The organism is Paenarthrobacter sp. JL.01a (genome assembly GCF_025452095.1).
Classification (GTDB): domain Bacteria; phylum Actinomycetota; class Actinomycetes; order Actinomycetales; family Micrococcaceae; genus Arthrobacter.
The window spans coordinates 1,845,733-1,871,434 of sequence record NZ_CP104877.1; the positions used below are offsets into that span (position 1 = coordinate 1,845,733).

The 25,702-nt window shown below is 63.5% G+C and carries 20 protein-coding genes; 10 read left to right on the forward strand and 10 right to left on the reverse strand.

What is annotated here, in order from left to right; translation table 11 throughout:
* Window position 1: 1 nt before the first annotated feature.
* Window positions 2-907 (reverse strand): TIGR01777 family oxidoreductase, encoded by a 906-nt coding sequence (locus N5P29_RS08780; protein WP_262278196.1) that lies wholly within the window; start codon window positions 905-907, stop codon window positions 2-4.
* Between the two features lie 85 nt (window positions 908-992).
* Here N5P29_RS08780 and N5P29_RS08785 point away from each other — a divergent pair, with 85 nt between their 5' ends.
* Window positions 993-4,493, forward strand: coding sequence for a S41 family peptidase (locus tag N5P29_RS08785; protein ID WP_262278197.1), 3,501 nt, complete (start codon window positions 993-995; stop codon window positions 4,491-4,493).
* Between the two features lie 102 nt (window positions 4,494-4,595).
* Here N5P29_RS08785 and N5P29_RS08790 read toward each other — a convergent pair whose 3' ends face one another.
* Entirely contained in the window at window positions 4,596-5,024 is a 429-nt protein-coding gene (locus N5P29_RS08790; protein ID WP_018778715.1) for an OsmC family protein, read from the reverse strand.
* 133 nt (window positions 5,025-5,157) lie between these two features.
* Between N5P29_RS08790 and N5P29_RS08795 the strand changes: the two genes are divergently transcribed.
* Window positions 5,158-5,541: a VOC family protein gene (locus N5P29_RS08795; RefSeq protein WP_262278198.1), complete on the forward strand. Its 384-nt coding sequence runs from the start codon at window positions 5,158-5,160 to the stop codon at window positions 5,539-5,541.
* A 112-nt stretch (window positions 5,542-5,653) separates the two neighbouring features.
* On the opposite strand, the gene N5P29_RS08800 is transcribed toward N5P29_RS08795, so the two are convergent.
* From N5P29_RS08800 to N5P29_RS08815, 4 genes are all read right to left on the reverse strand, one after another.
* A complete protein-coding gene (locus N5P29_RS08800) occupies window positions 5,654-6,007 on the reverse strand; it encodes a hypothetical protein (protein WP_262278199.1) in 354 nt (117 codons plus the stop codon).
* A gap of 138 nt (window positions 6,008-6,145) precedes the next feature.
* The gene (sucB, locus tag N5P29_RS08805) at window positions 6,146-7,909 is read right to left on the reverse strand and encodes a 2-oxoglutarate dehydrogenase, E2 component, dihydrolipoamide succinyltransferase (protein ID WP_262278200.1); all 1,764 of its coding nucleotides are present in this window, start codon (window positions 7,907-7,909) and stop codon (window positions 6,146-6,148) included.
* A 113-nt stretch (window positions 7,910-8,022) separates the two neighbouring features.
* Window positions 8,023-9,405: a dihydrolipoyl dehydrogenase gene (lpdA, locus tag N5P29_RS08810; protein WP_262278201.1), complete on the reverse strand. Its 1,383-nt coding sequence runs from the start codon at window positions 9,403-9,405 to the stop codon at window positions 8,023-8,025.
* A 292-nt stretch (window positions 9,406-9,697) separates the two neighbouring features.
* Window positions 9,698-11,221: a leucyl aminopeptidase gene (locus N5P29_RS08815; protein WP_262278202.1), complete on the reverse strand. Its 1,524-nt coding sequence runs from the start codon at window positions 11,219-11,221 to the stop codon at window positions 9,698-9,700.
* A gap of 276 nt (window positions 11,222-11,497) precedes the next feature.
* Here N5P29_RS08815 and N5P29_RS08820 point away from each other — a divergent pair, with 276 nt between their 5' ends.
* The 4 genes from N5P29_RS08820 (at window position 11,498) to N5P29_RS08835 (ending at window position 16,713) form a co-directional block, all read left to right on the forward strand.
* Window positions 11,498-12,436, forward strand: coding sequence for a proteasome assembly chaperone family protein (locus N5P29_RS08820; RefSeq protein WP_262278203.1), 939 nt, complete (start codon window positions 11,498-11,500; stop codon window positions 12,434-12,436).
* 34 nt (window positions 12,437-12,470) lie between these two features.
* Window positions 12,471-13,826: an MFS transporter gene (locus N5P29_RS08825; RefSeq protein ID WP_262278204.1), complete on the forward strand. Its 1,356-nt coding sequence runs from the start codon at window positions 12,471-12,473 to the stop codon at window positions 13,824-13,826.
* A gap of 78 nt (window positions 13,827-13,904) precedes the next feature.
* Window positions 13,905-15,158 carry a DUF4192 domain-containing protein gene (locus tag N5P29_RS08830; RefSeq protein ID WP_262278205.1) on the forward strand — a complete coding sequence of 418 codons (1,254 nt, stop codon included), beginning with the start codon at window positions 13,905-13,907 and terminating at the stop codon, window positions 15,156-15,158.
* 244 nt (window positions 15,159-15,402) lie between these two features.
* On the forward strand, window positions 15,403-16,713 hold the full coding sequence (locus N5P29_RS08835; RefSeq protein ID WP_144662537.1) for an RNA polymerase sigma factor: 1,311 nt from the start codon (window positions 15,403-15,405) through the stop codon (window positions 16,711-16,713).
* 229 nt (window positions 16,714-16,942) lie between these two features.
* Here N5P29_RS08835 and N5P29_RS08840 read toward each other — a convergent pair whose 3' ends face one another.
* On the reverse strand, window positions 16,943-17,164 hold the full coding sequence (locus N5P29_RS08840) for a DUF7455 domain-containing protein (RefSeq protein WP_018778705.1): 222 nt from the start codon (window positions 17,162-17,164) through the stop codon (window positions 16,943-16,945).
* A 253-nt stretch (window positions 17,165-17,417) separates the two neighbouring features.
* Between N5P29_RS08840 and N5P29_RS08845 the strand changes: the two genes are divergently transcribed.
* Entirely contained in the window at window positions 17,418-19,526 is a 2,109-nt protein-coding gene (locus N5P29_RS08845) for a DNA gyrase/topoisomerase IV subunit B (RefSeq protein ID WP_262278206.1), read from the forward strand.
* 12 nt (window positions 19,527-19,538) lie between these two features.
* Here the strand turns inward: N5P29_RS08845 and N5P29_RS08850 are convergent, their stop codons facing one another.
* Complete coding sequence (locus tag N5P29_RS08850) at window positions 19,539-20,741, reverse strand: MFS transporter (RefSeq protein ID WP_262278207.1); 1,203 nt, start codon at window positions 20,739-20,741, stop codon at window positions 19,539-19,541.
* A 33-nt stretch (window positions 20,742-20,774) separates the two neighbouring features.
* Here N5P29_RS08850 and N5P29_RS08855 point away from each other — a divergent pair, with 33 nt between their 5' ends.
* A complete protein-coding gene (locus N5P29_RS08855) occupies window positions 20,775-21,311 on the forward strand; it encodes a Chromate resistance protein ChrB (RefSeq protein WP_262278208.1) in 537 nt (178 codons plus the stop codon).
* 23 nt (window positions 21,312-21,334) lie between these two features.
* Here the strand turns inward: N5P29_RS08855 and N5P29_RS08860 are convergent, their stop codons facing one another.
* A complete protein-coding gene (locus N5P29_RS08860) occupies window positions 21,335-22,321 on the reverse strand; it encodes a M56 family metallopeptidase (protein WP_262278209.1) in 987 nt (328 codons plus the stop codon).
* Between the two features lie 5 nt (window positions 22,322-22,326).
* Complete coding sequence (locus N5P29_RS08865) at window positions 22,327-22,713, reverse strand: BlaI/MecI/CopY family transcriptional regulator (RefSeq protein WP_262278210.1); 387 nt, start codon at window positions 22,711-22,713, stop codon at window positions 22,327-22,329.
* Window positions 22,714-22,994: 281 nt separating this feature from the next.
* Between N5P29_RS08865 and N5P29_RS08870 the strand changes: the two genes are divergently transcribed.
* Together N5P29_RS08870 and cydB are read left to right on the forward strand one after the other, a co-directional pair.
* A complete protein-coding gene (locus N5P29_RS08870) occupies window positions 22,995-24,599 on the forward strand; it encodes a cytochrome ubiquinol oxidase subunit I (protein ID WP_262278211.1) in 1,605 nt (534 codons plus the stop codon).
* Between the two features lie 18 nt (window positions 24,600-24,617).
* Window positions 24,618-25,700 carry a cytochrome d ubiquinol oxidase subunit II gene (gene cydB / locus N5P29_RS08875; RefSeq protein ID WP_262278212.1) on the forward strand — a complete coding sequence of 361 codons (1,083 nt, stop codon included), beginning with the start codon at window positions 24,618-24,620 and terminating at the stop codon, window positions 25,698-25,700.
* Window positions 25,701-25,702 lie beyond the last annotated feature (2 nt).

Genomic DNA, 25,702 nt, shown 5'->3' on the forward strand with positions numbered 1-25,702 from the left:
ACTATTGTTCCCGGTGTTCGTCGCCGCGCAACCAGGCCGTGGCCTCGGCAAGGGACGCATGCTGCCACAGGAAGCCCGCTTTGGAGAGTCTGACTGGATCCATGCGTTGGTTCGCCAGGACCAGTTCATCCGCGAGCTTGCCCAGAACGAGCCGCAGGGCAGGGCGGGGCACCCGGCAGAACGCCGGCCGGTGGTAGGCCTTTGCCAGGGCATCGACGATCGTGTTCACGTCCGCGCTCTGCGGAGCGCAGACGTTGACCGGGCCCTCCAGCCCGGACGTGAGCAGGAAAGCGAGTGCGGAGGCCTCGTCGGCGAGGGTGACCCACGGCCAGTATTGGCGGCCGTTACCGAAGGGCCCTCCCAGTCCAAGTTTCAAGAGGGGGAGCAGTGGGCCCAAGGCACCGCCTGAGGTGCTCAACACCACACCGGTGCGGGGGGTGACAACACGGACACTGGCCGGTGCGGTCCTGGCGGCCTGTTCCCACTCGACGCACAACGGACCGAGCACTCCGCCGCCCGGAGCCGAATCCTCACGCAGAACCCCTGCACTGTCCGCCCCGTAATAACCGGAAGCGGACTGGCTGATGAAGGATGCAGGTGGATTTTCAAGCCGCTCCATGGCACCTGCCAGAGTCAGTGTGGGTTGGAGGCGGGAATCGCGCAGCACCTTAAGCCGTTTCTTAGTCCAAGGACGGTCCCCGATCCCAGCGCCGGAAAGGTTCACCACGGCATCCGCGCCGTCCAGAATGCTTTCATCCAGCTCGCCCTTGGCCGGATCCCAGGTGAATTCTCCGGGCGCGGCAGCGGGTCGCCGCACGAGCCGCACCACCTCGTCACCCCGGCCGGCCAAATGCTCGGCCAGTGCGGTCCCAATCATTCCTGAAGCTCCGGACATCACGATGCGCATGACCCATCTCACCATAAGGCCAACGTCTGGCGGAAACGCCTGTCGGTGCCGCCGACGGTAGCCGCCTCTTGACTATGATCGAACAATGACCTCCTCCAGCTACCTCCGTTTCCCGCATGTTCACGGCGATCTGGTCACTTTCGTGGCCGAAGACGACGTTTGGGTCGCGCCGCTCGAAGGAGGCCGCGCTTGGCGCGTTTCCTCGCAGCAGCTTCCTGCCAGGAACCCCCGGTTTACGCCGGACGGAAAGCAGCTGGTGTGGACAGTGGTGGTGGGAACGTCCCCGGAAGTCGTGACGGCGAACGTCGACGGCGGTGGCTACCGTCAGTTGAGTTATTTCGGCCACAGCACCACGAAGGTCAAGGGTTTCACTCCGGCAGGCCACGTGGTTGTCACCAGTGCCTTCCAGCAGGCCGAAAGCCGCCACACGCATGCCTACAGCCTCCCGCTCGACGGTGGTGCCGCCGTCGAACTTCCCTTTGGTCCGGTGGAGGCCGTGGCGTTCGGGCCGGTGGTCGGCGATGAGAAGCCTGTGGTGCTGGCCAGTGTCCTCTCTCGTGAACCTGCCTGGTGGAAGCGCTACCGCGGAGGCACGGCGGGCAAGCTGTGGATCGATACTGACGGCAACGGCGAGTTTGAACGGCTGGTTCCGGAGATTGACGGCAACCTCACGGACCCCCTGTGGGTGGAGGGCAGGATTGCTTTCCTCTCGGACCACGAAGGCTTTGGCAATCTGTACTCGGTCCTCCCCGATGGTTCCGGATTGCTCCGGCACACTGACCACGAGGACTTCTATGTGCGGCACGCCAGCACGGATGGCAAGCGGATCATCTTCGAATCTGCCGGCGAGCTGTGGATCCTTCCCTCCCTCGACGCTGACGCCCAGCCGGCCAAGCTGGAAATCTCCCTCGGCTCGGCTTCGCCGGCACGCCGTCCTGCGCCCCTGAAAGCTTCAGCCCACCTCGGTGACGTGTTCCCGAACGCTGCAGGGACGGCCAGCGCCGTGGAATCGCACGGCACCATCCATTGGCTTCGGCACAAGGACGGACCGTCGCGCGTCGTGGAAGCCACGCCGGGAGTCCGTGCCCGACTGCCCCGCCCGCTTACAGACGGCAGGATCGCCTACGTGGCGGACCACGGGGGAGTCGAAGCGCTCTACATCAAGCGCATCGCCTCCCGGCTGGCGGCGGCGGAATTGTTGAAGGCAGTGGAAGCACCCGCTCCGGCGAAGGAAGACGATTCCTTGCCGAAGCCGGTATCCGTCTCCAACGTGGTGGGACAGACGGCCGCGCCGGTACAGACCGCGTCGCCGGCGACAGTGCCTGCCTCGGGCACCGGCGTTGAGGTCCCGGTGGAGCCTTCGGCCGACACTGCCGGTGGCATTTCCGCTCCTGAAGTACAGCCTGCTCCGGAGGATGCGGCCCAGCTCCGCATCGATTTCCCCAAGCCCACGCGCACCAGCACCTTGGAAGCCAGCCCGGATGGCCGCTGGGTCGCCGTCGGCACGTCCTTCGGGGACGTCTTCGTCGCCGACACTTCCACCGGGACGCTGAGCAAGCTCGTTAGTGTGGGCGAAGGAAGCATCGAGCAACTCTCGTGGTCCGGTGATTCGCAGTGGCTCGCCTGGTCCGAACCCGTGACGTCCTTCGGTTCGCGCAGCAAACTGAGGATCGCCCGTCCCGAAAAGGGCGATGCCGCGATCATTGACATTACTGATGGCCGGTTCCGCGACGAGTGGCCACGGTTCACACCCGATGGCAAGTTCCTCGCCTTCCTTTCAAACCGAAGCTTCGACCCCGTCTATGACGGCCACTCCTTCGATCTTTCGTTCCCCAGCCCCATCAAGCCGTACATGGTGGCGCTCGCAGCAGACACGCCCTCGCCCTTCGGGCCTTCGGTGGACACCTTGGAGGACGCGCCGCAGGCTGCGGAGAAGTCCGACGACGGCGACGTCCCCGCCGTGCGGGTTGATGCGGAGGGACTTGCCCACCGCGTCATCGCTGTGCCGGTGCCCCAGGGAAACTACTCGGACCTCGCTGTTGGCGATGGAGCACTGTTGTGGTTGGATACCGAACTCTCCGGTGTCACAGGGGAGGGCAAAGGCACCCTCCAGGACAAGAAGACCGCACCGTCTCTTGTGCGTTACGACATCGCCAAGCGCAAGCCGACAACGATCGTCCCCGCAGTAGAGAACTACCGCGTGTCCGGTGACCTCGGCCGGATCGTCTACGTCCTGGACAAGAACGTCATTTCCGTACCCGCGGACAGCAAAGTGGAAGAGGACTCGGCGGACCACGTGAAAGTGGATCTGAACCGGATCCGCGTCATCCTGGACCCCGTAGCTGCCTGGGGACAAGCGTTCGATGAGGCCTGGCGGTTGCAGCGCGACTTCTTCTGGACCGCTGACATGGCAGGCCAGGACTGGGACTCCGTGTACAAGCGGTACCGCCCGATCGTGGACCGCCTCGGCTCGCACGATGACCTGGTGGATCTGCTCTGGGAACTCCACGGCGAGTTGGGGACCTCACATGCCTACGTTCGTCCGGCAGCTGTCACTGAACCGGGCCGCAATGGACAAGGGCGATTGGGAGCCGAGCTGCAGCTCGGCGCAAACGGGTGGGAAATCACCCGGATTCTCGCTGGCGAGTCCTCGGATCCCCTTGCTACTTCGCCATTGACGCGACCAGGCGTGGACGCAAAGGTGGGCGATGTGCTCCTGGCGATTGACGGCGTCGAGCTTTCGCCGGCCCTGACCCCGGCGATGCAGCTGGTGGGGGCAGCCGGCCGGACGGTTGAGTTGACCCTGCTCAACGGCAAGGGACACGGGGAAGCTGCCGGGTCGCAGCGGCGTGTAGCCGTGGTTCCCATCCGCGACGAGGAACGGCTCCGCTACCAGGACTGGGTGCGGGCCAACCGCCGGACTGTCCGGGAGGCTTCCGGCGGCAAATTCGGTTATCTTCACGTTCCGGACATGATGGCAAACGGCTGGGCCCAGCTGCACCGCGACCTGGACACCGAGACGGCCCTTGACGGGCTGATTGTCGATGTTCGCCGCAACCGCGGTGGGCACACCTCCCAGCTTGTCGCGGAATTGATCGGCCGAAAAGTGACTGGATGGAGCATGCCGCGTGGCGAGAAGCCCCGGACCTATCCGCACCACGCTCCACGCGGTCCCGTGATCATCCTGGCCGACGAATTTGCCGGGTCCGACGGCGACATCATCACCCAGGTTTCCAAGCTCAGGGGCATCGGGCCGGTCATTGGAACGCGGACCTGGGGCGGTGTAGTGGGCATTGACAACCGCTTTACCTTGGCGGACGGCACTGGCGTCACCCAACCGCGCTACGCCACATGGTTCAGCGGCGGGATTGGCTGGGACGTTGAGAACTACGGTGTTGACCCGGATATTGAGGTCCTGTTCCCGCCCCATGCCTACGCGGCCGGCACGGATCCACAACTGGAGTACGGTATCGGCGCGCTCAAGGAAATGATCCAGGAGCTTCCCACCGATCGTCCTCCGCTGCGTGAAGGTTACAGGAAGGTGCGTCCGGCGCCGTTGCCCGCACGTCCGCAGCTCAAGAAGTAGCGGTACTTAGGAGACTCAGGTCCATGGAACGGGAAGAGCCCCTGTCACTCCGGGTGGAGTGACAGGGGCTCTTGCTTTTCAGAGTCGTCAGCGACTGTGAGGCTACTCAGCGAGCGTGGCATCGAGGGTGATCTCGATGCTGGCGAGGGCGCCGGAGACGGGGCAACCGGTCTTCGCGTCCTCGGAGATACGACGGAAGTCCTCCTGGGAGAGGCCCGGAACCTTCGCGGTCATGGTCAGGTGGCTGCCGGTGATGCCGGTGCCCGGAACGAAGGTGACGTCGGCCTTGGTGTTGACTTCCTCTGCGGTGAAGCCTTCACCGGCCAGGGCGTGGCTGAAAGCCATGGAGAAGCAGGCGGAGTGGGCTGCAGCGATAAGTTCCTCGGGGCTGGTCTTGCCACCGGACTGCTCGGTGCGGGCCTTCCAGGTGACATCGAACGTTCCCAGGCCGGAGCTGTCCAGCGTGGTGTTTCCGGCGCCCTCAATAAGATTGCCGTTCCAAACCGTGTGTGCGGTGCGTGTTGCTGCCATGTCCACTCCTTAGGGTCGTTGTGAGTCGGCAACCGGCCTTTGGCAGGTGCCACCGGTTTCAATCCTAGGTATTGAACTTCCGGACTGCACGGCCATTCTGCTGTCAGTGGATTGTGACCCCTAGACTGACGACATGGGAACTGAAGAAAATGCGTTGCAGGACCACCGCCGGAGGCCGAGGATAGCGTCGATCATGATCAACTCCGTTGATGCTGCCCGGCTTTCGGCCTTCTGGTCTGAACTCCTGGACATGCCCGTCAGTGCGGAGCATGAAGGCTTCATATGGCTGCGGCCAGCTGAAGCTGGTGCACCGCAGTTGGCCTTCCAGCAGGTCCTCGAACCGACCGAGGGCCGACGCCGGCTGCACCTGGATCTTCACGACGCTGACGCTGCTGCTCTAAGGCGAAAAGCTGAGTCTTTGGGCGCTACTTTCGTCGAAGGCCACGACATTGCGGATTTTCACTGGGATGTGATGCAGGATCCAGAGGGCAACGAGTTCTGCATTGCCCAGGAGTAGCCAACCGAGACGGCAAAAGAGGCCGTTCCCACCATGCTGCTACGGTGGGAACGGCCTCTACGCATCAGGGAAGACCCTGCAATGCTGTCCGTCTGGATAAGACTGCGTCGGGTCAGTGCCAGAGGGTGGCGATGGCGATGTTAACCAAGGCAAGTCCGCCGACGCCGTGAGCAAGGCCGGTGGAGACTGCCTCGCCCTTCTTGACCTTGCGCGAGCCGATGACGGCCAGGACAGCGACAGCCACGCCGATGGCAAACTTCACGCCAAGCTTGAAGTAGTTGGGATCAGTATCCGGCAGCATGGGCAGGACGCCCATCATAGCGATGCCTGTGAGGAGCTGGAGGAACGCACCGTCGCGCTGGCGGGGGTGGACGGTCGGCGCCCTGAGGGTGGCGATCCAGTAGCCCACGATCATGGCTGCGCCGACGATGTGCAAGAACACCAGAATGTTGAAGAGAATACTCATGGCCTTAGCTTATCCAGTCGGTTCTACGTCCTGTAGCAAAGCCACGCGAAGGCGCTAAAAGCGTAACGGGCAGGTTCCCGGGTTTCCCCGGCAACCTGCCCGTCTTACACTGCAAGCGGTGCCTGCAGGTGGAGTGACTTAGAGACCGAGGTCTGCTTCGAACGCACCCTCTTCAAGGCGTGCCTTCAGAGTCTGCAGGAACCGTCCGGCGTCCGCGCCGTCCACCAGGCGGTGGTCGTACGTCAGGGACAGGTACATCATGGACCGGATGGCGATGGAGTCGTCACCGTTTTCGTCGGCGACCACGACAGCGCGCTTGACGATGGCACCGGTGCCGAGGATACCTACCTGCGGCTGGTTGATGATCGGGGTGTCGAACAGCGCACCGACAGAACCGATGTTGGTGATGCTGAACGTACCGCCGGAGAGCTCGTCCGGGCCGATCTTTCCGTCGCGGGTACGGCCAGCGACATCAGCGATCTTGCCGGCAAGTCCGGCGAGGTTCAGGTTGCCGGCGTCGGAGATGACCGGAACCAGCAGGCCCTTGTCGGTGTCGACGGCGATCGCCAGGTGTTCGGCGTTGTGGTACGTGATTTCCTGCTTGGATTCATCGTATGCAGCGTTCAGCTTGGGGTGCTGCTTCAGTGCCTCGGCTACAGCCTTGGCGATGAAGGGCAGGAAGGTCAGCTTGACGCCGTTCTGGGCCTGGAAGGAGTTCTTGGCCTTGAGACGGAGCTTGGCGATCTTGGTCATGTCGACCTCGTGCACCTGGGTCAGCTGGGTGGAGACCTCAAGGGACTCGCGCATGCGGCGTGCAATGACCTGGCGGATACGGGGAGCCTTCTCCGTGGTGCCGCGCAGGGACGAAGCAACAACAGGGGCTGCAGCCTTGGCTGCGGGAGCAGCAGCCGGAGCCGGTGCTGCAGGAGCGGCCGCAGCCTGCTTGGCTTCGGCGGCAGCCAGGACATCCTGCTTGCGGATGCGGCCACCAACGCCGGTGCCGGAGACCGATGCAATGTCTACGCCGTGCTGGTTGGCAAGCTTGCGCACCAGGGGAGTGACATAGCCGGACTCGGAGGAGCCGGCTGCCTCGGCCGGGGCGGCCGGCGCAGCAGAAGGAGCCGGAGCGGCAGGAGCGGGTGCGGCGGCAGGTGCCGGTGCAGCCGGAGCCTCTGCAGCCGGAGCTGCAGCCGGAGCAGGAGCAGGAGCAGCAGCCGGTGCAGGAGCAGCAGCCGGTGCGGCCGGGGCTTCTGCCGGTGCGGCCGGTGCCGGCGCGGCAGCAGGAGCCGCAGCGCCCGAGCCGATGATGGCCAGGACGGAACCGACTTCAGCGGTTTCGTCCTCGTTGACCCGGATTTCCTGGAGGGTACCGGCAACCGGGGAGGGAATCTCGGTGTCGACCTTGTCGGTGGAGACCTCAAGGAGCGGTTCGTCAACTTCGACGGTGTCACCGACGGCCTTGAGCCAGCGGGTAACGGTGCCTTCGGTGACGCTCTCGCCCAGTGCGGGGAGGGTCACTTCGTGCCCTTCGCCGGCTGCGGCGGCGGGAGCTTCAGCAGCCGGAGCTTCCTCGGCGGCGGGAGCTTCAGCGGCGGCCGGTGCTGCCTCTTCTGCGGGAGCCGCAGGAGCTTCGGCGGCCGGTGCGGCCTCAGCGGCGGAGCCGGAGCCATCGCCGATGCGGACCAACGGTGCGCCAACCTCAGCCGTCTCGTCTTCAGCGACGAGGATTTCTTCGATGACGCCAGAGATCGGAGAAGGGATTTCAGTGTCTACTTTGTCGGTTGAAACCTCGAGCAACGGCTCGTCGATCTCCACCCGGTCACCAACCTGCTTGAGCCAGCGGGTGACGGTTCCTTCGGTGACACTCTCACCGAGGGCGGGCAAGTTAACGGATTCAGACATGTCGTCCCCGTTCTCCTTATTGATCTTTGTGCGGATGAATTCTGCTGGTCCGGGCCGGGTGCATCCGGCAGATTCCGCTGCATGCACCCGACCCGTTTGTCTTGGGTAAAGACTTAGCCGTGGAGCGGCTTGCCCGCGAGGGCGAGGTGGGCTTCGCCCAAAGCTTCGTTCTGGGTGGGGTGGGCGTGGACCAGCTGTGCCACGTCCTCCGGGTAAGCTTCCCAGTTCACGATCAGCTGGGCTTCACCGATCTGCTCACCCATGCGTGAACCAATCATGTGGATGCCAACTACGGGTCCATCCTTCTGGCGGACGAGCTTGACGATGCCGCCGGTGCCGAGGATGGAGCTCTTGCCGTTGCCTGCAAGGTTGTATTCCTGGGTCTGCACCTGGTCGTCGCCGAACTTGGCCTTTGCCGCCTTTTCGGTGTAACCCACGGTGGCGATTTCCGGCTCACAGTAGGTGACCTTGGGGATGTTGATGTCTTCAACGATGGCCGGGTTCAGGCCGGCGATCTCCTCGGCAACGAAGATGCCCTGCTGGTAGCCGCGGTGTGCGAGCTGCACACCCGGGACGATGTCGCCGACGGCGTAGATGTTGCCAACGCCGGTGTGGAGGCGCTCGTTGGTGATGACGAAGCCGCGGTCGATGGTGATGCCTGCTTCTTCGTAGCCGAGGTTGGCGGTGACAGGACCGCGTCCAACAGCAACGAGCAGCAGGTCTGCTTCGAAGGTCTGGCCGTCAACCAAGGTGACCTTCACGCCGTCGTCGTTCTGTTCGACGCCCTGGAAGAAGATACCCGTGGTGAACTTGATGCCGCGCTTCTTGAACGCACGCTCGAGGTTCTTGACGATCGAGGCGTCCTCGTTGGGAACCAGGGAGGGCAGGCCTTCGATGATGGTGACGTCCACGCCGAAGGACTTCCAGACGGAAGCGAATTCGACGCCGATGACGCCGCCGCCGAGGACGATGGCGCTCTTGGGGATGTAGTCCATGGTGAGCGCCTGGTCGGAGGTGATGACCTTGCCGCCGATTTCAAGACCCGGAAGCGACCGTGAGTAGGAACCGGTGGCCAGGACAATGTTCTTGCCCGTGTAGGCCGTACCGTTCACGACGACGGTGTTGTTGCCCTGGAGCTTTCCTTCACCCTCGATGACGGTGATGCCCTTGGACTTGATGAGTCCCTGGAGGCCCTTGAACTTGCCGGCGATGATGCCGTCCTTGTAGGCGTTCACTGCCGACATGTCGATGCTGTCGAGCGTGACGTTAACGCCGTACTTGGCGGAATCGCGTGCGTGGTCGGCCAGTTCGGCCGAGTGCAGGAGGGCCTTGGTGGGGATACAGCCGTTGTGCAGGCAGGTTCCGCCGAGCTTTGCCTTTTCCACAAGGCCAACGGTGAACCCAAGCTGCACGGCCCGCAGGGCAGTGGCGTAGCCGCCGCTGCCGCCACCGAGTACCAGGATGTCGAATTCTTGCGCAGTTGCCTGATCGGCCACTAAAACGCTCCCTCGCGTGAAGGATGACACGGGACTGCGTGCCATCTGGTCTTTGGAACTTGTTCTGCCGTGATTATGCCAGCACCTAAGTTCTCTTGCATTTGTGACTATCGAGTTCACCTTAGCGAACCACCTACCCATGCTCCACCCTCTGCGGGTGTTTGTGGAGCGCTTGTGTCGAGACTCACGTTCACTTGTGACACAGCGCTACACGCCGCATAATTCCGGGGTTGCGCGGCCCTGGCAGGATGCCGGACGGACCACGCAACCCGGAAGGGAGCGGGGGAGTGCGCTAGGCGGAAACCGCCAGAAGGTCCTCGGCGTAGGCAACCAGGGTGCGGACCGTGCAGCCCGTGCCCTGCTTGGGTGTGTAGCCGTAGGGGCTGCCGTTGTTGAACGAGGGCCCTGCGATGTCGACGTGGGCCCACGGGATCTGTTGGCCGTTGCCGTCCTTGCCCACGAATTCACGGAGGAAGACTGCGGCGGTCATCATGCCGCCGTTGCGCTCACCGATGTTCGCGATGTCGGCCACCTGCGAGTCAAGGCTGGGGCGGAGTTCCTCGGGCAGGGGCATGGGCCACACCAGCTCGCCGGCGCGGTCGGCTGCAGACTTAAGAGCCGCTGTGACGGAATCGGATCCCATGATGCCGGCCGTGCGCAGGCCCAGGGCGATCAACTGCGCGCCGGTCAGGGTGGCGACGTCGATGATGACGTCGGGCTTCTCGAGGCTGGCAGCTACAAGTCCGTCCGCCATCACCAGGCGGCCTTCGGCGTCGGTGTTCAGGACCTCCACGGTCTTGCCGCCGTGGATGGTGAAGACATCCGCGGGCCGCGCTGCGGCCCCCGAGGGCATGTTCTCTGCGATGCAGAGCCAGGCGGTCGCCTTAATGGGCAGACCCATCGACGCAAGCGCCAGGACCGTATTAAGTACGACGGCGGCTCCGGCCATATCGCTCTTCATGTCACCCATGCCGAGGGCCGGCTTGATGGAAATGCCGCCGGTGTCGAAGGTGATGCCCTTGCCCACGAGGGCAATCTTCCTGGTGGCCTTGGCCGGAGCGTACTCGACCTTGACCAGGCGCGGCTGGCGGGTGGAACCCTTGCCGACGCCGAGAATGCCTCCGAATCCTTCCTTTTCGAGGCGCTTCTCGTCCCAGACGGTGACCTTCACAGGAAGGCCTTTGGCGAGTTCCTTGGCGGACTCTGCGAAAGACTCGGGGTAGAGGTGGCTGGGAGGCTGGTTGACCAGCGTGCGCGTGGCGTTGACGGCCCTGGCCAGGACAATGGCGCGGTCCAGCGCAGGCTGCGCGTCCTTGGCGTCCACGTCGGAGAAGATCTGGACCTTGGCCACCGGGGCTTTCAGCCCGTCCGTGGTAGAGCGGTGCTCGGTGTAGGAGTAGGCGCCCAGTGCGGCACCTTCGGCGACGGCGGCAACATCGGCCAGTGCCGGCGTCGGGAATGCCAACGTCACTGAAGAAAGTCCGGCGAGCTGGCGTACAGCGGACCCGGCCGCGCGGCGCAGCGCCTCTTCGCTGAGGGTGCCGCCTTGCTGCAGTTTGCCGACACCGGCCAGGACCAGGATCCCGGCGCCTGTTTCCGGCAGTCCGGGAAGCCGGTGTACCTGGTCGGCTGCGCCGCTGATGCCCAGGGACTTCAAGGACCCGGCAATGGATTCGGCAGCCTTGGCGCTGAGGGGATTGGCGAGCAGCACCGGCCCGTCAGTGCCTTGCGCAACGCCGATCACAAGTGCGTCGCTGGGGGACTTTTTCAGGTCCTTGGCGATGATGCCCAGGATGATGTCAGTAGTCTTGACCACGAGGATGTGTCCTCACTTCTCTCTGCAGTGCATGGCGGGGCCGCATGTTTGGCGGCCTGCCCCGGTACGCGCCCGACGTCCTCATTCGACGGCGGCCTTGGTCTGAAGGCCCAGCGTCGCAAGCGGACGTCGGCCTGTTTCGATCGTAGTCTCTCGGTGCCTGGGGACAGCAATTAAATGAGATCTGCCGCACATCCGTTGGCAGGAATGTCCGCTTCCTGTGCTGCGTTGTAGCCATATAGAACATCCAATCCTGCCCCGTGAAAGGAATACGCCGTGTTTGAACGGATATCCGGCACCCTCCTGGACCCAGAAGCGCTCTACGCGAGCAACATCGAGACCTTCCACAGCCCTGAGCTCCATGGCTTGAACATGGTCATGGGATTCACGGGATTTGCCGACGCCGGTCACGTGGTCCGGCAAATCAATGCCGAACTGCTGGAGGAGCTCGACGCCGAGGTCGTGGCCATGTTCGATGCCGACCAGCTCATCGACTACCGCTCGCGGCGGCCCCACATCAGCTTCGTGGAGGACCATCTTCAGGACTACAAGGCGCCCAAGCTTGGCTTGTACAAGCTCACGGATGGGCTGGGGCAGCCGTTCCTGCTGCTGGCAGGTTTTGAACCGGACCTGCAGTGGGAGCGTTTCGCCCGCGCCGTCGTAGGGATCGTGGAGAAGCTGGACGTAAACCTTGTTACGTGGATCCATTCCATTCCCATGCCCGTGCCGCACACGCGGCCCGTTGGGGTGACGGTGCATGGCAACCGGCCCGAACTGATCGAGGGCATTTCCAGCTGGAAGCCTACGGTTGAGGTGCCTGCCGCCATCGGTCACATTCTTGAGCTTCGACTCACCGAGGCCGAACGGAACGTTGCCGGTTACGTGATCCACGTTCCGCATTACCTTGCGGAAGCGGAGTACCCGACGGCGGCCGTCGCCGGGTTGGAATACCTTGGGGCAGCAACGTCCCTGATGCTTCCTACCGACCGCCTCCGGGAAGCCGGCCGGGAGGTAGGCCGGCAGATCGCCGAGCAGATCGAGGCTTCCGAAGAAGTCCAGGCCGTCGTGGCCAACCTCGAGACCCGCTATGACGAGAAGTCGGAGGGAGTGGTTCGGCGCTCGCTGCTTGCCTACGAGAATGACGAACTGCCCGACGCCGAGGACATCGGTGCTGCTGTTGAGGCCTACCTGGCGCGTAAAGACACGCCTCAATAAATCAGCTTTAACGGTTGAGCGGCATAATTGAGGTGTGACTTCTCCCCGCGCCTGGCTGATCTGGACCATAGGCATCTTTGCCTACCTCGTGGCAGTGGCGCAGCGCACCTCCTTCGGGGTCGCGGGCCTGGAGGCCACTGAACGGTTCCATGCCAGTGCCTCGGCGATTTCCTTCTTCACCGTGTTGCAGCTGTTGGTCTATGCCGGCCTCCAGATACCGGTCGGCGTGCTGGTGGACCGCTTTGGCTCCCGGGTCATGGTGGCAGGGGGTGCCATCCTCATGGCCGGGGGACAACTGCAACTGGCTTTCGCCGACAGCATCCCCGGAGGTGTCCTTGGCCGGGTCCTGGTGGGCGCCGGCGACGCCATGACGTTCATCTCCGTCATCCGGTTGGTTCCTCTGTGGTTCGCACCGTCCCGGGTTCCGTTGGTCACCCAGCTGACCGGCATGTGCGGGCAGCTGGGCCAGCTGTTCAGTGTGGTTCCCTTCGCATTGCTGCTGCATTCGGCGGGGTGGACGCCGGCCTTCCTGACCCTGGCGGCCATGTCCGTGCTGGCGGTGGTCCTGGTCCTCAGCCTGTTGAGGGACGCGCCTCCCGGGCATCCGGCCACGGTTACGGCCCAGGGCCTGAGGGCCACGGGTGTCTCCCTGTCCCGCGCCTGGAAGCAGCCCGGAACCCGGCTCGGGCTGTGGAGCCATTTCACCGTGCAGTTCAGCGGCAACCTCTTCGCGATGACCTGGGGCTACCCGTTCCTGCTCTCGGCCCAAGGACTCGACGCCGGAACAGTCTCTGCTTTGATGGCCCTGTTCGTTGCCACGGCCATTGTTGCGGGGCCTGGTTTCGGCCGGTTCGTGGCCCGGCATCCGATGCGCCGTTCCGCCATGGTCCTGTTGATCACCATCGCAACGGCCGTCGCCTGGGCGGCCGTTCTTCTTCTGCCTGAGCGAGCCCCGCTGTGGCTCCTGGTCATTCTGGTAGTGGTCCTTGCCATTGGTGGACCAGGCTCCATGATCGGCTTTGACTTCGCCCGGACCTTCAATCCCTCCCATCGCATTGGGACGGCTACCGGGATCGTCAACGTGGGCGGCTTCATCGCGGCGTTGATCGCGATCTACCTCATTGGCTTGGTGCTCGATCTCCTCAATGCCAGCGGCTTTTCCGGCGGAGAGCTGTATGGGCTGGCGCCGTTCCGGATAGCCCTTAGCGTCCAGTTCCTGCTGCTCGCGATCGGAACCCTGCTCATTGTCGTGACCCGGCGCAAGGTCCGCCGGCAAATGGCTGCGCAAGGGATCCACGTGCCGCCACTGGCAACAGCGCTCGCAAGGCAACGGCGTGAGCGCCTTGAACGCCGACGTGAGGCACGTTCGAAGGTGGCGGGGGAGCAGTAGCGTCCCTTTATTCAACGCTTTTCCACATACGGAAGGTGCTCCCTGTTTCTTGCTTCCGCCGATGCGCAGGCTGGAAGCATGACTACCAACAGAACGCTCAGCATTCACCAGCCCGAAGACATCCTTGGCTACATTCCCCACATGCTGGGCTACTGGCCCGAGGACAGCCTCGTGGCCATTACCATGCAGGGAAAACTCATTGGGGCAACGCTTCGTGTGGACTTGCCAGCGTTGTCCCCATCGGATGGACTCGCCTGTTTTGCCGAACAAATTCTCAGTTATCTCGTCGCCGACGAGGCCGCCAACGGCGTGATTCTCGCGGTCTACACCGCGGACGGCTGGAATGACGGTGCAGTCGTCCAGCGAACCGCCCCGCTGCTCAATGCCCTGCGGGCCAGCCTTGACCGTGCGGGCCTCATCGTCCGCGACGCATGGTTGGTGGGCGCCGAGTACTGGCGCGGGGCCTACTGCGAGGACGCCGGCTGCTGCCCGGTTCCGGGATTCCCGGTGGAACGGATCAAGGAGAGCCGGCTCAGTACCGAGCTCGTGTACCGCGGGAGCGCTGTTGGGCCGTCCCCGGCCAAGGGAGTAGAAGGATTGTGTTTGGCCCGCCCCGGGGCGCACGAACCGCGGGTTCTGGAGGCGGAAGACATGTTCGGCGAGCGTGTCCTTCCCCAGTGGCGCAGCGAGGCCTGCTTCGATGCGGTACTTGCTGTGTGGCGCCACGTGGTGGACAGACACCGTCAAGGGGATCCGTTGAATCCTGCAGATGATGCAGGGCTCATGGGCTTTCTGAGGACCACCCTGAAGATTCCGGCGTGGCGGGATGCTGTCGTGGTGATGGCGGCAGCAGGCATCGGAGCTGCCAAGTCCGGAGCTTCCGGGTTCGGCTTCTTTACGGACGACGTTGCTGACGGGGAGCTCTTCGACCCCAGCGAAGTGGGCGTGGATCCTTTTGAAACCATTGACCAAGTGGCAGCCGGTGGCGACGAACCCCGCGACGTGTACACCTACGGGGATGTCTTACTGGGCATGCATCCCGAGTTGCCATGCTGGAAGGACCTTGATGCCCTGCAGCAGGTCCTCGCGGGGCTCAGCGTCGATAATGAGCTAGGTGAAGTGGCGGCCTCGGCCCTGACGCTTCAAGGATGGATATTTTGGTGCAAGGGCATGGGTACTTTCGCCCACGCCTGCCTAACCCGGGCAGAAGAAGCCCATCCCGGCTACCGGTTGGCGGAACTGCTGATGGGGATCCTTGGTCAAGGGGCCATCTGTGGGTGGGCGCGCCGCCCTGGCTCCGCCTGGAAGGGGCCAAGGAATGCCCCGGTTTAGTTCCAAGCCGTCCAACAGGCGTGCGTTTGGCAAAACCGTGAGACAATGGATGCCGAGACCCGGTTGGGTCCGCGTTTAAATGCTTGGATTGCCCCGCCTGTCGGGAACAATCCACGGGCGTCTGTAGTTGTAATCAAAGACTCTGCAGGCGGCGATCGCATTTGAAATTGATCGCGGACTTGACAGGGTCATAGTGGTGTTGCCCGTATGGTGATTCCACAGACCGCCGCTAGAAAGGTTTTCTGTGACCCCGTCTTCCGTCGAGAAGGAACCCGCCGCCCTGGCCGAATTGTCCGCTGAGGAAAAGAAGGCGGCCACATCGGCAAAGCGCGCCGCGACACGTGCTGCCAACAAGGCTTCAGAGGGCGACTCTGACAAGCCTGCCCCCAAGAAGCGGGGACCCAAGCCTGGCGCCAAGGCCGCTGCTGAAGCAGCGAGCGACTCCGCCGTCGATCCTGAAGAGCCCGGCGTCGAGGACGAAGACTTTGACCCCGCAGCAGCGGAGGAAGTCGAAGTCGGAGACGACGACACCGAGGACGGCGCAACTGCCGCCAAGGACAAGGCTGCCCCGTCCGGCTCCGGCTTCGTCTACTCGGACGCCGATGACGACGACGCACCTGTCCAGCAGGTCATGTCGGCCGGTGCAACAGCAGACCCCGTCAAGGACTACCTGAAGCAAATCGGCAAGGTTGCCCTGCTGAATGCCGAGCAGGAAGTCGATCTGGCCCTCCGCATCGAGGCCGGCCTCTTCGCCGAGGAAAAGATCAACGCAGATGACGGATCCATGGATCCCAAGCTCAAGCGTGAGCTCGAATTCGTCATCCACGATGGTAAGCGCGCCAAGAACCACCTGCTCGAGGCCAACCTTCGCCTCGTCGTTTCGCTGGCCAAGCGTTACACCGGTCGAGGCATGCTGTTCCTGGACCTGATCCAGGAAGGCAACCTGGGCCTCATCCGCGCAGTGGAGAAGTTCGACTACACCAAGGGGTTCAAGTTCTCCACGTACGCCACCTGGTGGATCCGCCAGGCAATTACCCGTGCCATGGCAGACCAGGCCCGCACGATCCGTATCCCGGTCCACATGGTTGAAGTCATCAACAAGCTGGCCCGCGTACAGCGCCAGATGCTCCAGGACCTGGGCCGTGAGCCCACGCCTGAAGAGCTGGCCCTGGAACTGGATATGACCCCCGAAAAGGTTGTCGAGGTCCAGAAGTACGGTCGCGAACCCATTTCGCTCCACACCCCCCTTGGTGAGGACGGTGACTCGGAATTCGGCGACCTGATCGAAGACTCCGAAGCTGTTGTCCCGGCTGACGCGGTGAGCTTCACGCTGCTGCAGGAGCAGCTGCACTCCGTGCTGGACACGCTGTCCGAGCGCGAGGCAGGGGTTGTGGCCATGCGCTTCGGCCTCACCGATGGACAGCCGAAGACTTTAGACGAAATCGGCAAGGTCTACGGAGTGACGCGCGAGCGTATCCGCCAGATCGAATCCAAGACCATGTCCAAGCTGCGGCACCCGTCCCGCTCCCAGGTACTGCGGGACTACCTGGACTAAACGGTCCGCGCAAACCAGGACGCAAGAAGGCGGCCCAGTCGGAATTCCGGCTGGGCCGCCTTCTTATTCTTTGCCGTGGATTGTTCTCCGCCGCGGACCCCACCGGTCCCGGGCCGCCCAGTGAGACCGGGGGCCCACGGAAACCGGGCTGCACAGCAAGAAGGGCCCTTCCGATGGGGAAGGGCCCTTCTGCGCAAAGGTGGTTCCGGTCTTTTGCCGGCTGCACCTCTTAGTCGACGGGGACTGGTGCCTTCTCGTTGAGGCGCTCGGTCTCATCGTGCCAGTCGGAAGTCATAGGCCGGAGCGTGGCTTCAACTGCACGTGCGTGGTGGCCGCAGAAAAGCAGCTCACCGCCGGAGGACTCGAGTACAACGCGGACATACGCCTGGGCTCCGCAACGATCGCACCGGTCAGCGGCGTTCAGTGTGCGGTCTGCAACTGCTGTTGTCATGTCGGCCTCCTTAGTAGTTCTGTACATCCATATAACCAGCATTCGATGCAGATCCATGGCAAGGATGGGTCACTTTCGCTGTCCGCGTATCACATGTGCATAACGCAAGAGGGCCTTTTGCCCGAAGCCGGGAGTGGCAGCCGGTACGCGGAGTCCGTCGCGGCTAACCTAGTATGGGCAGTGTTTGCCTGATTTACCAGCGGAATATTGCTGGGAAGCACTCTGAGATATACCTGAAGGAGCACACCCCCACGTGGCACCGAGTTCTGAATACAACGCCCGGCACCTCTCTGTCCTCGAGGGCCTCGAAGCGGTCCGCAAACGCCCGGGCATGTACATCGGATCCACAGACTCACGTGGCCTCATGCACTGCCTGTGGGAAATCATCGACAACGCCGTGGACGAGGCATTGGCCGGTTTCGGCCACGACATCAAAGTCATTTTGCACGCGGACAATTCAGTCGAGATCCACGACGACGGCCGTGGCATCCCCGTAGACGTCGAGCCGAAGACCGGACTGTCCGGCGTCGAGGTCGTCTTCACCAAGCTGCACGCGGGCGGAAAGTTCGGCGGCGGCTCCTATACCGCTTCAGGCGGCCTCCACGGCGTTGGTGCCTCAGTAGTCAACGCATTGTCCAGCCGCCTCGATGTCCAGGTGGACCGTGGCAGCAAGACCTACCAGATGTCCTTCCGTCGCGGTGAGCCCGGCCGGTTCCTCGATGCCGGATCGAAGCCCGGCCCCACGTCCCCCTTTGAGCCCTTTGTTGAGAACTCCGTACTGGATGTCGTGGGGAAGGCAAAGCGCGGTGTCACGGGAACCAGGGTCCGCTACTGGGCGGACCGCCAGATTTTCACCCCTGACGCCAAGTTCTCCTACGACGACCTCGTGGCCCGTGCCCGTCAGACGTCGTTCCTTGTCCCGGGATTGCGGATCACCGTACGCGATGAGCGCAAGCTGGCCGGGACCCCGGGCGAGAACGGCGTCCACGAGGAAGTGTTCCACCACGACGGTGGCATCAGCGAATTCGTGGAATTCCTTGCTGCGGATTCCGGCGTCACGGACATCTGGCGGCTCCACGGGTCGGGCAAGTTCAAGGAAACCGTGCCCGTGCTGGATGAAAACGGGCACAGCAAGATCGCCGAAGTGGAACGGGACTGTGAAGTCGACATCGCCCTGCGCTGGGGGATCGGTTACGAAACCACCGTCCGGAGTTTCGTCAACATCATCGCCACGCCCAAGGGAGGCACCCACCAGTCGGGCTTTGAAGCAGCCCTTCTGAAGACCTTCCGCAAGGCTGTGGAAACAAACGCGCGCAAGCTCAAAGCCGGCAATGACAAAATCGAGAAGGACGACATCCTTGCCGGGCTGACGGCTGTCCTGACGGTTCGTCTGGCTGAGCCGCAGTTCGAGGGGCAGACCAAGGAAATCCTTGGCACCTCGGCCGTACGGGCGATCGTGGCCAAGGTGGTTGAGAAGGAAATCACCGCACGGCTGAACTCGGCCAACCGCAATGACAAGGCCCAGTCGGCGCTGCTGCTGGAGAAGATGGTCAGCGAAATGAAATCGCGCATCTCGGCCCGCGTCCATAAGGAGACCCAGCGCCGGAAGAATGCCCTGGAGACCTCTTCCATGCCCACCAAGCTGGCCGATTGCCGCACCGATGACGTGGAACGCTCGGAACTGTTCATCGTCGAAGGTGATTCCGCGCTTGGAACGGCAAAGCTTGCCAGGTCCTCGGATTTCCAGGCTCTTCTTCCCATCCGCGGAAAGATCCTGAACGTGCAGAAGGCTTCGGTGGGTGACATGTTATCCAACGCCGAGTGCGCGGCGCTGATCCAGGTGGTGGGTGCCGGCTCCGGCCGCAGCTTCGACCTGGACGCGGCCCGCTACGGCAAAGTCATCCTCATGACCGATGCCGACGTCGACGGCGCCCACATCCGTACTCTTCTCTTGACGCTCTTCTTCCGCTACATGCGCCCCATGGTGGAAGCCGGCCGCGTGTTTGCCGCTGTGCCTCCCCTTCACCGGGTGGAAGTGATCAACCCGGGCCAGAAGGCCAACGAGATGATCTACACGTACTCCGAAGCCGAGCTCCACGTGCTCCTCGCCAGGCTGGTCAAGGAGGGCAAGCGGTACAAAGAGCCGATCCAGCGTTACAAGGGCCTGGGCGAAATGGACGCCCAGCAGCTGGCGGAGACCACCATGGACCCCCGGCACAGGACTTTGCGGAAGGTGGGCATCGACAGTGCCCAGCGCGCGGAGGAAGTGTTTGACCTCCTGATGGGCTCTGACGTGGCACCGCGCAAGGAGTTCATCATCGCCGGTGCCGCCACGTTGGACCGGGAACGCATCGACGCCTAGCCGAGGCCGGCCTCAGCCAGGATCCTTGGCGGACGGGGCCCGGGTTGCCGGAGCTGACGGTGCGGCAAGCGCGGCCGCTCCGACCAGTACCGCCAGGGCCCCGAGACCCCAAGGCAGGCCCGCTGCAACGGCCATACCGCCCACCAGCAGTGGACCTCCCGCATCCCCGAGCTCACGTCCAAGTTCCGCCGAGCCCATGGTTCTGCCGAGTCTCTCCTTTGGCGTGGAATCGGCCAGGTGGGCAAAGGCCAGGGGTGTAGCGATTCCAATGCCCAGGCCAATCAGGACAGCGGCGGCGTAAACCCACAACGCTCCAGGCAGGACAGCGGCGAGGGCTGTTCCTGCGGCAATGCACGCAAGGCCCACGATCATCCCGGGCCGGTCCGCTACCTTCCCGCGGTCCCGCCGGGCACCGATACGCGGTTGTACGGCAGAGGAGGCAACCGCCAGGGCAGTAACGACGGCGATACTCCCGGTGGTGCCGAGTCCCTCCCTGGCAGCGAGGGCGGGAAGGAAGCCGACAGCAGCTCCGAGGGCTCCCGTAGAGGCGGCGAGGACCACGGTGGGTCCCAGGAAGGACTTTTCGGTGCTTTGCCGCCAGACGTCAACTATTGTGTAGCGGGTCCTGGGCAGCGGCTCAAGGCGCGGCATGGCGATCACTGTCCATGCGGCTATCACCAGGGCAAGGCCCGACAGGATGGCAAAGAGGAGCGCGAAGCCCCCTGCGAGGATGGCCAGGGCGCCAAGAAGCGGTCCTATCGCGTACCCGAGGCCTTTCCAGGAGCCGTATCGCCCGAAATAGCGGCCGGTCTTGGTGCCGGCGAGCCGCGCGACGCTGGCGGAGGATGCAGGCGAAAAAGCCGATGCCGCCATGCCCTGTCCCAGCCTGGCGGCGGCAAGCATTGCGGGTTGGTCAGCCCACAGGCCGATCAACGAGCCGGCAGCAAAGGCGAGCAGGCCACCGACGATGACGGGTTTGGGTCCGATGCGGTCGCTCAGGGCGCCGAAGACAGGCTTGAGGAAGACCTCGGCGATGTCGTAGAGGGCGAGCAGAATCCCCAGGCCCAGGAGGCTGAGCCCGATGTCCTCGCTTTCGGCGCCGAGCCCCGCGGCCACGGCATGGGCTCCAAAAGCGGTTGTGAAACCGGCCGCATACAAGGGCCACCGGTGATAGGGCGTCGTTCGTGCAGCGCTGGCTGCCTTTTGGGGATTCACACGCCTAATGTAACACCTGCTACATTCTAATATGTGATTGATGAACGTTGGTTGTTGATCCTGGTCCAGATGCCATCCCAGCCGTCCAGGCACCGCGTGGCCGTCTGGCGGGAACTGCGACGGATCGGTGCCGTCCCGTTGAGCCCGGGCACCTGGCTTCTTCCTGCCCACCCGACCTTCGACGAGGGGTTGGTCCGGGCAGGGGAGCTGGTGGCCAAGGGTGGCGGGAGCTGGACCTTGGTGGATGCCTCGCCGCGGCAGCAGGGTGTAGACACCTTCAGGGCCGCCTATGAAGCGGCCCGGCAGGAAGAGTGGGCCGAGTTCATGGCCGATTGCCGGAAGTTCGAGGCCGAGATTGCCAAGGAGATTGCCCGGAAAAAGTTCACTTTCGCTGAACTGGAGGAAGAAGAGCAGAGCCTGGAGCGGTTGAGGCGCTGGTTCCGTGAGTTGAAATCACGCAATGTCCTGCACCTGCCGCAGGCGGAGGAGGCGGCGGAGCAGCTGGCGCGGTGCGGCACAGCCCTGGAGGGCTTCTCGTCCATGGTCTATGAGGTCATGCTCCCCGAATAGCCCAGGGCGGGAGAGTCGGCGGTCTAACCGAGCAGTCCCGGCACGATCAACAGCGCTGTCGGTGCTGCCAAAAGCAGAACCGACGCGGCAAGGACCAAAGCCCTCAGTCCCGTGGTGAGTGGCGGCTGCGGTGAGAGCAGGCGGCTGACGCGCGACGCCGTCGTGCGCGGTGAATCGGCACCTCCGGTGGCGCTTACTCCGCTGCCCTCGACGACGGCCCCGCCGCCTTTGAGGGCTGCGGCGCTTACGGCCGGCTGTGAGCTGCCGCTGGCGACGATGGCAATGGCCTTGATGAGCGTTCCCTTGCTCTCGGTTCGAAGCGCGACGTCGTCGGCGAGCATCTCGATCAGCGAGTTCACGGCAGTCTGGGCCAGGCGGGTCGTAGGAAACCAGGGCAGGGTCTGGCGCCAGGCGGCGAACGCCCACAGCAGGAGGTCGTGGCGCTGGGAAAGGTGGGCATTCTCGTGGATGAGGACGGCCCGGAGCTCAGCAGGCTCCAGTGCGGCCATCAGGCCGTCGGAGAGGACCGTGACGGAGCGGGCGCCGCCGGGGAGGCAGTAGGCCACAGGGGATTCGTGGTTGATCACCACGGTCCCTGGGCCGTCGTCGGATGGCGAGGCGAGAAGGGCAAGCAGCTCACGGTGCCTTCGGCGCTGGCGTTCGATCTTGTAGTACGTCAGCAGCAGCGTGAAGACCAGGTGTGCGGTCAGCAGCGCGGCAGCAGAGAGCGCGAACAGGTGCCAGAAGCCCAGTGCGGTGGTTGGTTCGTTGTTGAAGACCATCCCGGCCAGGCTCCGGAGCCCTGCCAGAAGGTTGTCGCCAATGGGTTCAAGGCCATAGACGAGCATGGCGCCGATCATGGACAGTCCACCGGCAAGGGCTATGGCCTGCCAGAGAATCATGGCCGTGAAGGGGGAGCGTGCCGGCCATTGTGCCCGCGACAGCAGGACGGGAACCGGCCACGCCAGAATCAATGCCAGGACCGCAAGCAGGTATGAGGTCCAAAACATAGTGGCTAATTGTAGCCGAGCAGTTTGCGCAGGGTAGCGGCTTCACTTTCGGTGACGGAGCCAATGAAGCGGGCAAGGACAGCCTCGCGGTCCGGAGCTGATCCGAGTACCTCGTGCATCAGTTCGGCGGTGTGGTCGGCGCGGCTGGAAACTGCCTGATAGCGGTGCGGTCGCGTTCCGCGTTCACGTTCCACCAGGCCCTTCTTCTCCAGCCGTGAGAGCACGGTCAGGACAGTGGTCACTGCCAGGTCTTTGCCTTGATGGCCGGCAGTGCCGTCTCCGGCGTCGGAATCCTGCGCCAGGAGGTCACGCAATGTATTGGCGGTTGCAGCTTCCTGGCCTGCCCAGAGCAGATCCATCACTGCCCGCTCGAGTTCCCCAAGACTTGCCATCGATACTTCCCTACCTTCCGCATCCCGGCGCAGCGTGTCTGCGGTCGGGAGCGATGATCCAACATTCCACCATAAATCTACCGCTTTTCCAGCGTTCATTCTACGTGAGGTAGAACAATCGGCGTGGCGAGCCCCGGGCTCAGCCTCTTGTGCGTGGTGGATGCCACTTGAAGAATGGGATTCGTTGCCGGGCATTTGTTCTACACTGTGTAGAAGAGAAGTTTTCTACGCTACGTAGAAGTAACGTCATCGTACTTCGGTCCACCGCACAAAGGACAGCCATGGACGCTTTGGAAATCGCACGCTGGCAATTCGGTATCACTACCGTCTACCACTTCATGATGGTGCCCCTGACCATCGGCCTTGGTCTGGTCGTGGCCATCATCCAGACCATGTGGTACCGCACGGGAAAGCCCGAGTACCTGCGCATGACCAAGTTCTGGGGAAAGCTGTTCCTCATCAACTTCATCATGGGCGTGGCCACGGGCATCGTCCAGGAATTCCAGTTCGGCATGGCTTGGAGTGAGTACAGCCGCTTCGTCGGAGACGTCTTCGGAGCGCCCTTGGCCCTTGAGGCACTGTTGGCGTTCTTTGTGGAGTCCACCTTCCTGGGACTGTGGATCTTCGGCTGGAAGCAACTCAAACGCGGCGTCCACCTCGCCTGCTTGTGGATTGCGGTGATCGGTTCCGTTTTCTCGGCCTACTTCATCATCGTGGCCAACTCTTGGATGCAGCACCCCGTGGGTGTGGAGATGGTGGACGGACGCCCCGTCATGACCGACGCATGGGCCGTCTTCACCAACAACACTGCACTCGTTGCCGTTCCCCACACACTGTTCGGTGCACTGGCGGTAGCCGGCGCCTTCCTGTTGGGCATCGCCTGGTACCACTTGTGGCGGCGCCGGCACGACGGCATCGACACCGTGGGAAAGGACGGCCGCATCATTCCCGGTGCCGCGAAGGACATCCCGGGACGCGACAAGGCCGATTACACGGTCTGGATGAAGTCCCTGAGGATCGGCGCCGTTGTTGCCATGATCTCCTTCGCAGGAACGGCCATCACCGGTGACCTGCAGGGCAAGCTCATGTTCGAACAGCAACCCATGAAAATGGCAGCAGCCGAAGCCGCGTGCCACGACGGCACGGGCTTTTCGGTCCTCAGCGTGGGCAACCTCGGGGCAAAGAACTGTGACGACATCGTGGCCGTCATCGAAGTGCCCGGCATCCTCTCCTTCCTGGCCAAGGGCGACTTCACCACCGAGGTCAAGGGCGTGAACAGCCTGCTGGGCGAGTACAAGGAGAAGTACGGAACGCACCTGCCGGACAACCCGCTCTACGGAGACCGCGCAGGCCAGGAAATCCAGTACGTTCCCGTCATGGAAGTGACCTACTGGGGCTTCCGGATGATGATCGGATTCGGCGGCGTCGCGGCCCTCGCAGCCCTGCTGGCACTGTGGGTGACACGCAAGGGTGTTGTGCCCGGGTCCAAGTGGCTCATGCGGCTCGCGGTGTTCGGAATCCTGGCACCGTTCGGTGCCAACGCAGCCGGTTGGATCTTCACCGAAATGGGCCGGCAGCCCTTCGTGGTGGCCCCCAACCCGGACATGAACGGCATCGACCAAGTGTTCATGTTTACCGCCGCAGCAGTCTCACCCGGGGTCAGCGCCGGCGAAATCATGACCTCGCTGGTGGTTCTCACAGCCATCTATGCGGTGTTGCTGGTGGTGGAAGTGAAGCTGCTGGTCAAGTACGTCCGTGGCGGGGTTGCCTCCGCCATGCCGGAACTGGCGCACGCCAAGGACGGCGACGACGCAGGGAACGGGCACGACAAAGACAACGACACTCCGGACAAGTCCGGGGACGACGTCCTGGCATTCGCCTACTAGGAGCAGGGGAAACTGACAATGGAACTGTTGCCAACCATCTGGTTCGTGGCCATCGCTGTGTTGTGGACCGGCTATCTCTTCCTTGAGGGCTTCGACCTTGGCGTCGGCATGCTGATGAAGCTGTTCGCACGCAACAACACTGACCGCCGTGTCCTGCTGAACACCATCGGCCCCGTCTGGGACGGCAACGAGGTCTGGCTGCTGACCGCAGCCGGGGCGACCTTCGCCGCCTTCCCGCTCTGGTACGCGTCCCTGTTTTCGGCTCTCTACCTGCCGCTGCTTGCCGTACTGGTTGCCCTGATCTTCCGTGCCGTTGCGTTCGAGTACCGGGGCAAGGTGGACTCGGAACGCTGGCGCAACCGCTGGGACTGGGCGATCGCCGTCGGGTCCTTCATTGCGGCTTTCGGCATTGGCGCAGCGCTTGCGCTCACCACCACGGGCCTTCCCCTGAACGCCAACGGAGACCGCGACGGCGGGCCGATGTCATGGTTCAGTGGCTATGCGCTCCTGGGCGGTTTCGGTGTGGTCGCCTTCGCGTTGGTGCATGCCCTGGCGTTCCTTGCCTTGAAGACCGACGGCGAGGTGCGGCACCGCGCCCGCCGCTGGTTCGTGCGGCTGGTCCCGGCTGCGGTCCTGCCGATGCTGGGCTGGATGGTGGCTGTCCAGTTCCTCAGCGGCAAACCCTGGACGTGGGCGCTGGTAGCCGCCGCAGTGGTAGCTGTCGTCCTCGCCTGGACTCTGGCCCGCGCCGGTTCCGAGGGAAGGGCGTTCGGGGCCTTGGGTGCTTTCATCGTGTGCGCCACGGGCTCGATCTTCGGAGCGGCGTTCCCGGTTGTCATTCCCTCCACCATTGACCCGGCTTTCAACCTGACCATTTCCAACGCTTCCTCGTCGGACTACACACTGGGCCTGATGAGCATCGTTGCCGCGGTAGGACTGCCGCTGGTGATCGCCTACCAGTCATGGACCTACTGGGTCTTCAGGAGGCGTGTCAGCGCAGCACATATTCCCGAAGCGCACGGTTTCCTGCCGGCCATCGCATCGAAGGTGCTCATTTCCAAGGACGGCGCCTCCGGCAAGCCCGCGCAACCTGGAAACTAGCC

Bases quoted from the DNA above. Each gene is read 5' to 3' on its own strand.
- N5P29_RS08870 (WP_262278211.1), top strand. From the start codon at position 22,995: ATGGACGCTTTGGAAATCGCACGCTGGCAATTCGGTATCACTACCGTC.
- sucB (WP_262278200.1), bottom strand. From the start codon at position 7,909: ATGTCTGAATCCGTTAACTTGCCCGCCCTCGGTGAGAGTGTCACCGAA.
- N5P29_RS08840 (WP_018778705.1), bottom strand. From the start codon at position 17,164: ATGACAACAGCAGTTGCAGACCGCACACTGAACGCCGCTGACCGGTGC.
- N5P29_RS08860 (WP_262278209.1), bottom strand. From the start codon at position 22,321: ATGTTTTGGACCTCATACCTGCTTGCGGTCCTGGCATTGATTCTGGCG.
- cydB (WP_262278212.1), top strand. From the start codon at position 24,618: ATGGAACTGTTGCCAACCATCTGGTTCGTGGCCATCGCTGTGTTGTGG.
- N5P29_RS08785 (WP_262278197.1), top strand. From the start codon at position 993: ATGACCTCCTCCAGCTACCTCCGTTTCCCGCATGTTCACGGCGATCTG.
- N5P29_RS08800 (WP_262278199.1), bottom strand. From the start codon at position 6,007: ATGAGTATTCTCTTCAACATTCTGGTGTTCTTGCACATCGTCGGCGCA.
- N5P29_RS08790 (WP_018778715.1), bottom strand. From the start codon at position 5,024: ATGGCAGCAACACGCACCGCACACACGGTTTGGAACGGCAATCTTATT.
- N5P29_RS08795 (WP_262278198.1), top strand. From the start codon at position 5,158: ATGGGAACTGAAGAAAATGCGTTGCAGGACCACCGCCGGAGGCCGAGG.
- N5P29_RS08830 (WP_262278205.1), top strand. From the start codon at position 13,905: ATGACTACCAACAGAACGCTCAGCATTCACCAGCCCGAAGACATCCTT.
- N5P29_RS08780 (WP_262278196.1), bottom strand. From the start codon at position 907: ATGCGCATCGTGATGTCCGGAGCTTCAGGAATGATTGGGACCGCACTG.
- N5P29_RS08865 (WP_262278210.1), bottom strand. From the start codon at position 22,713: ATGGCAAGTCTTGGGGAACTCGAGCGGGCAGTGATGGATCTGCTCTGG.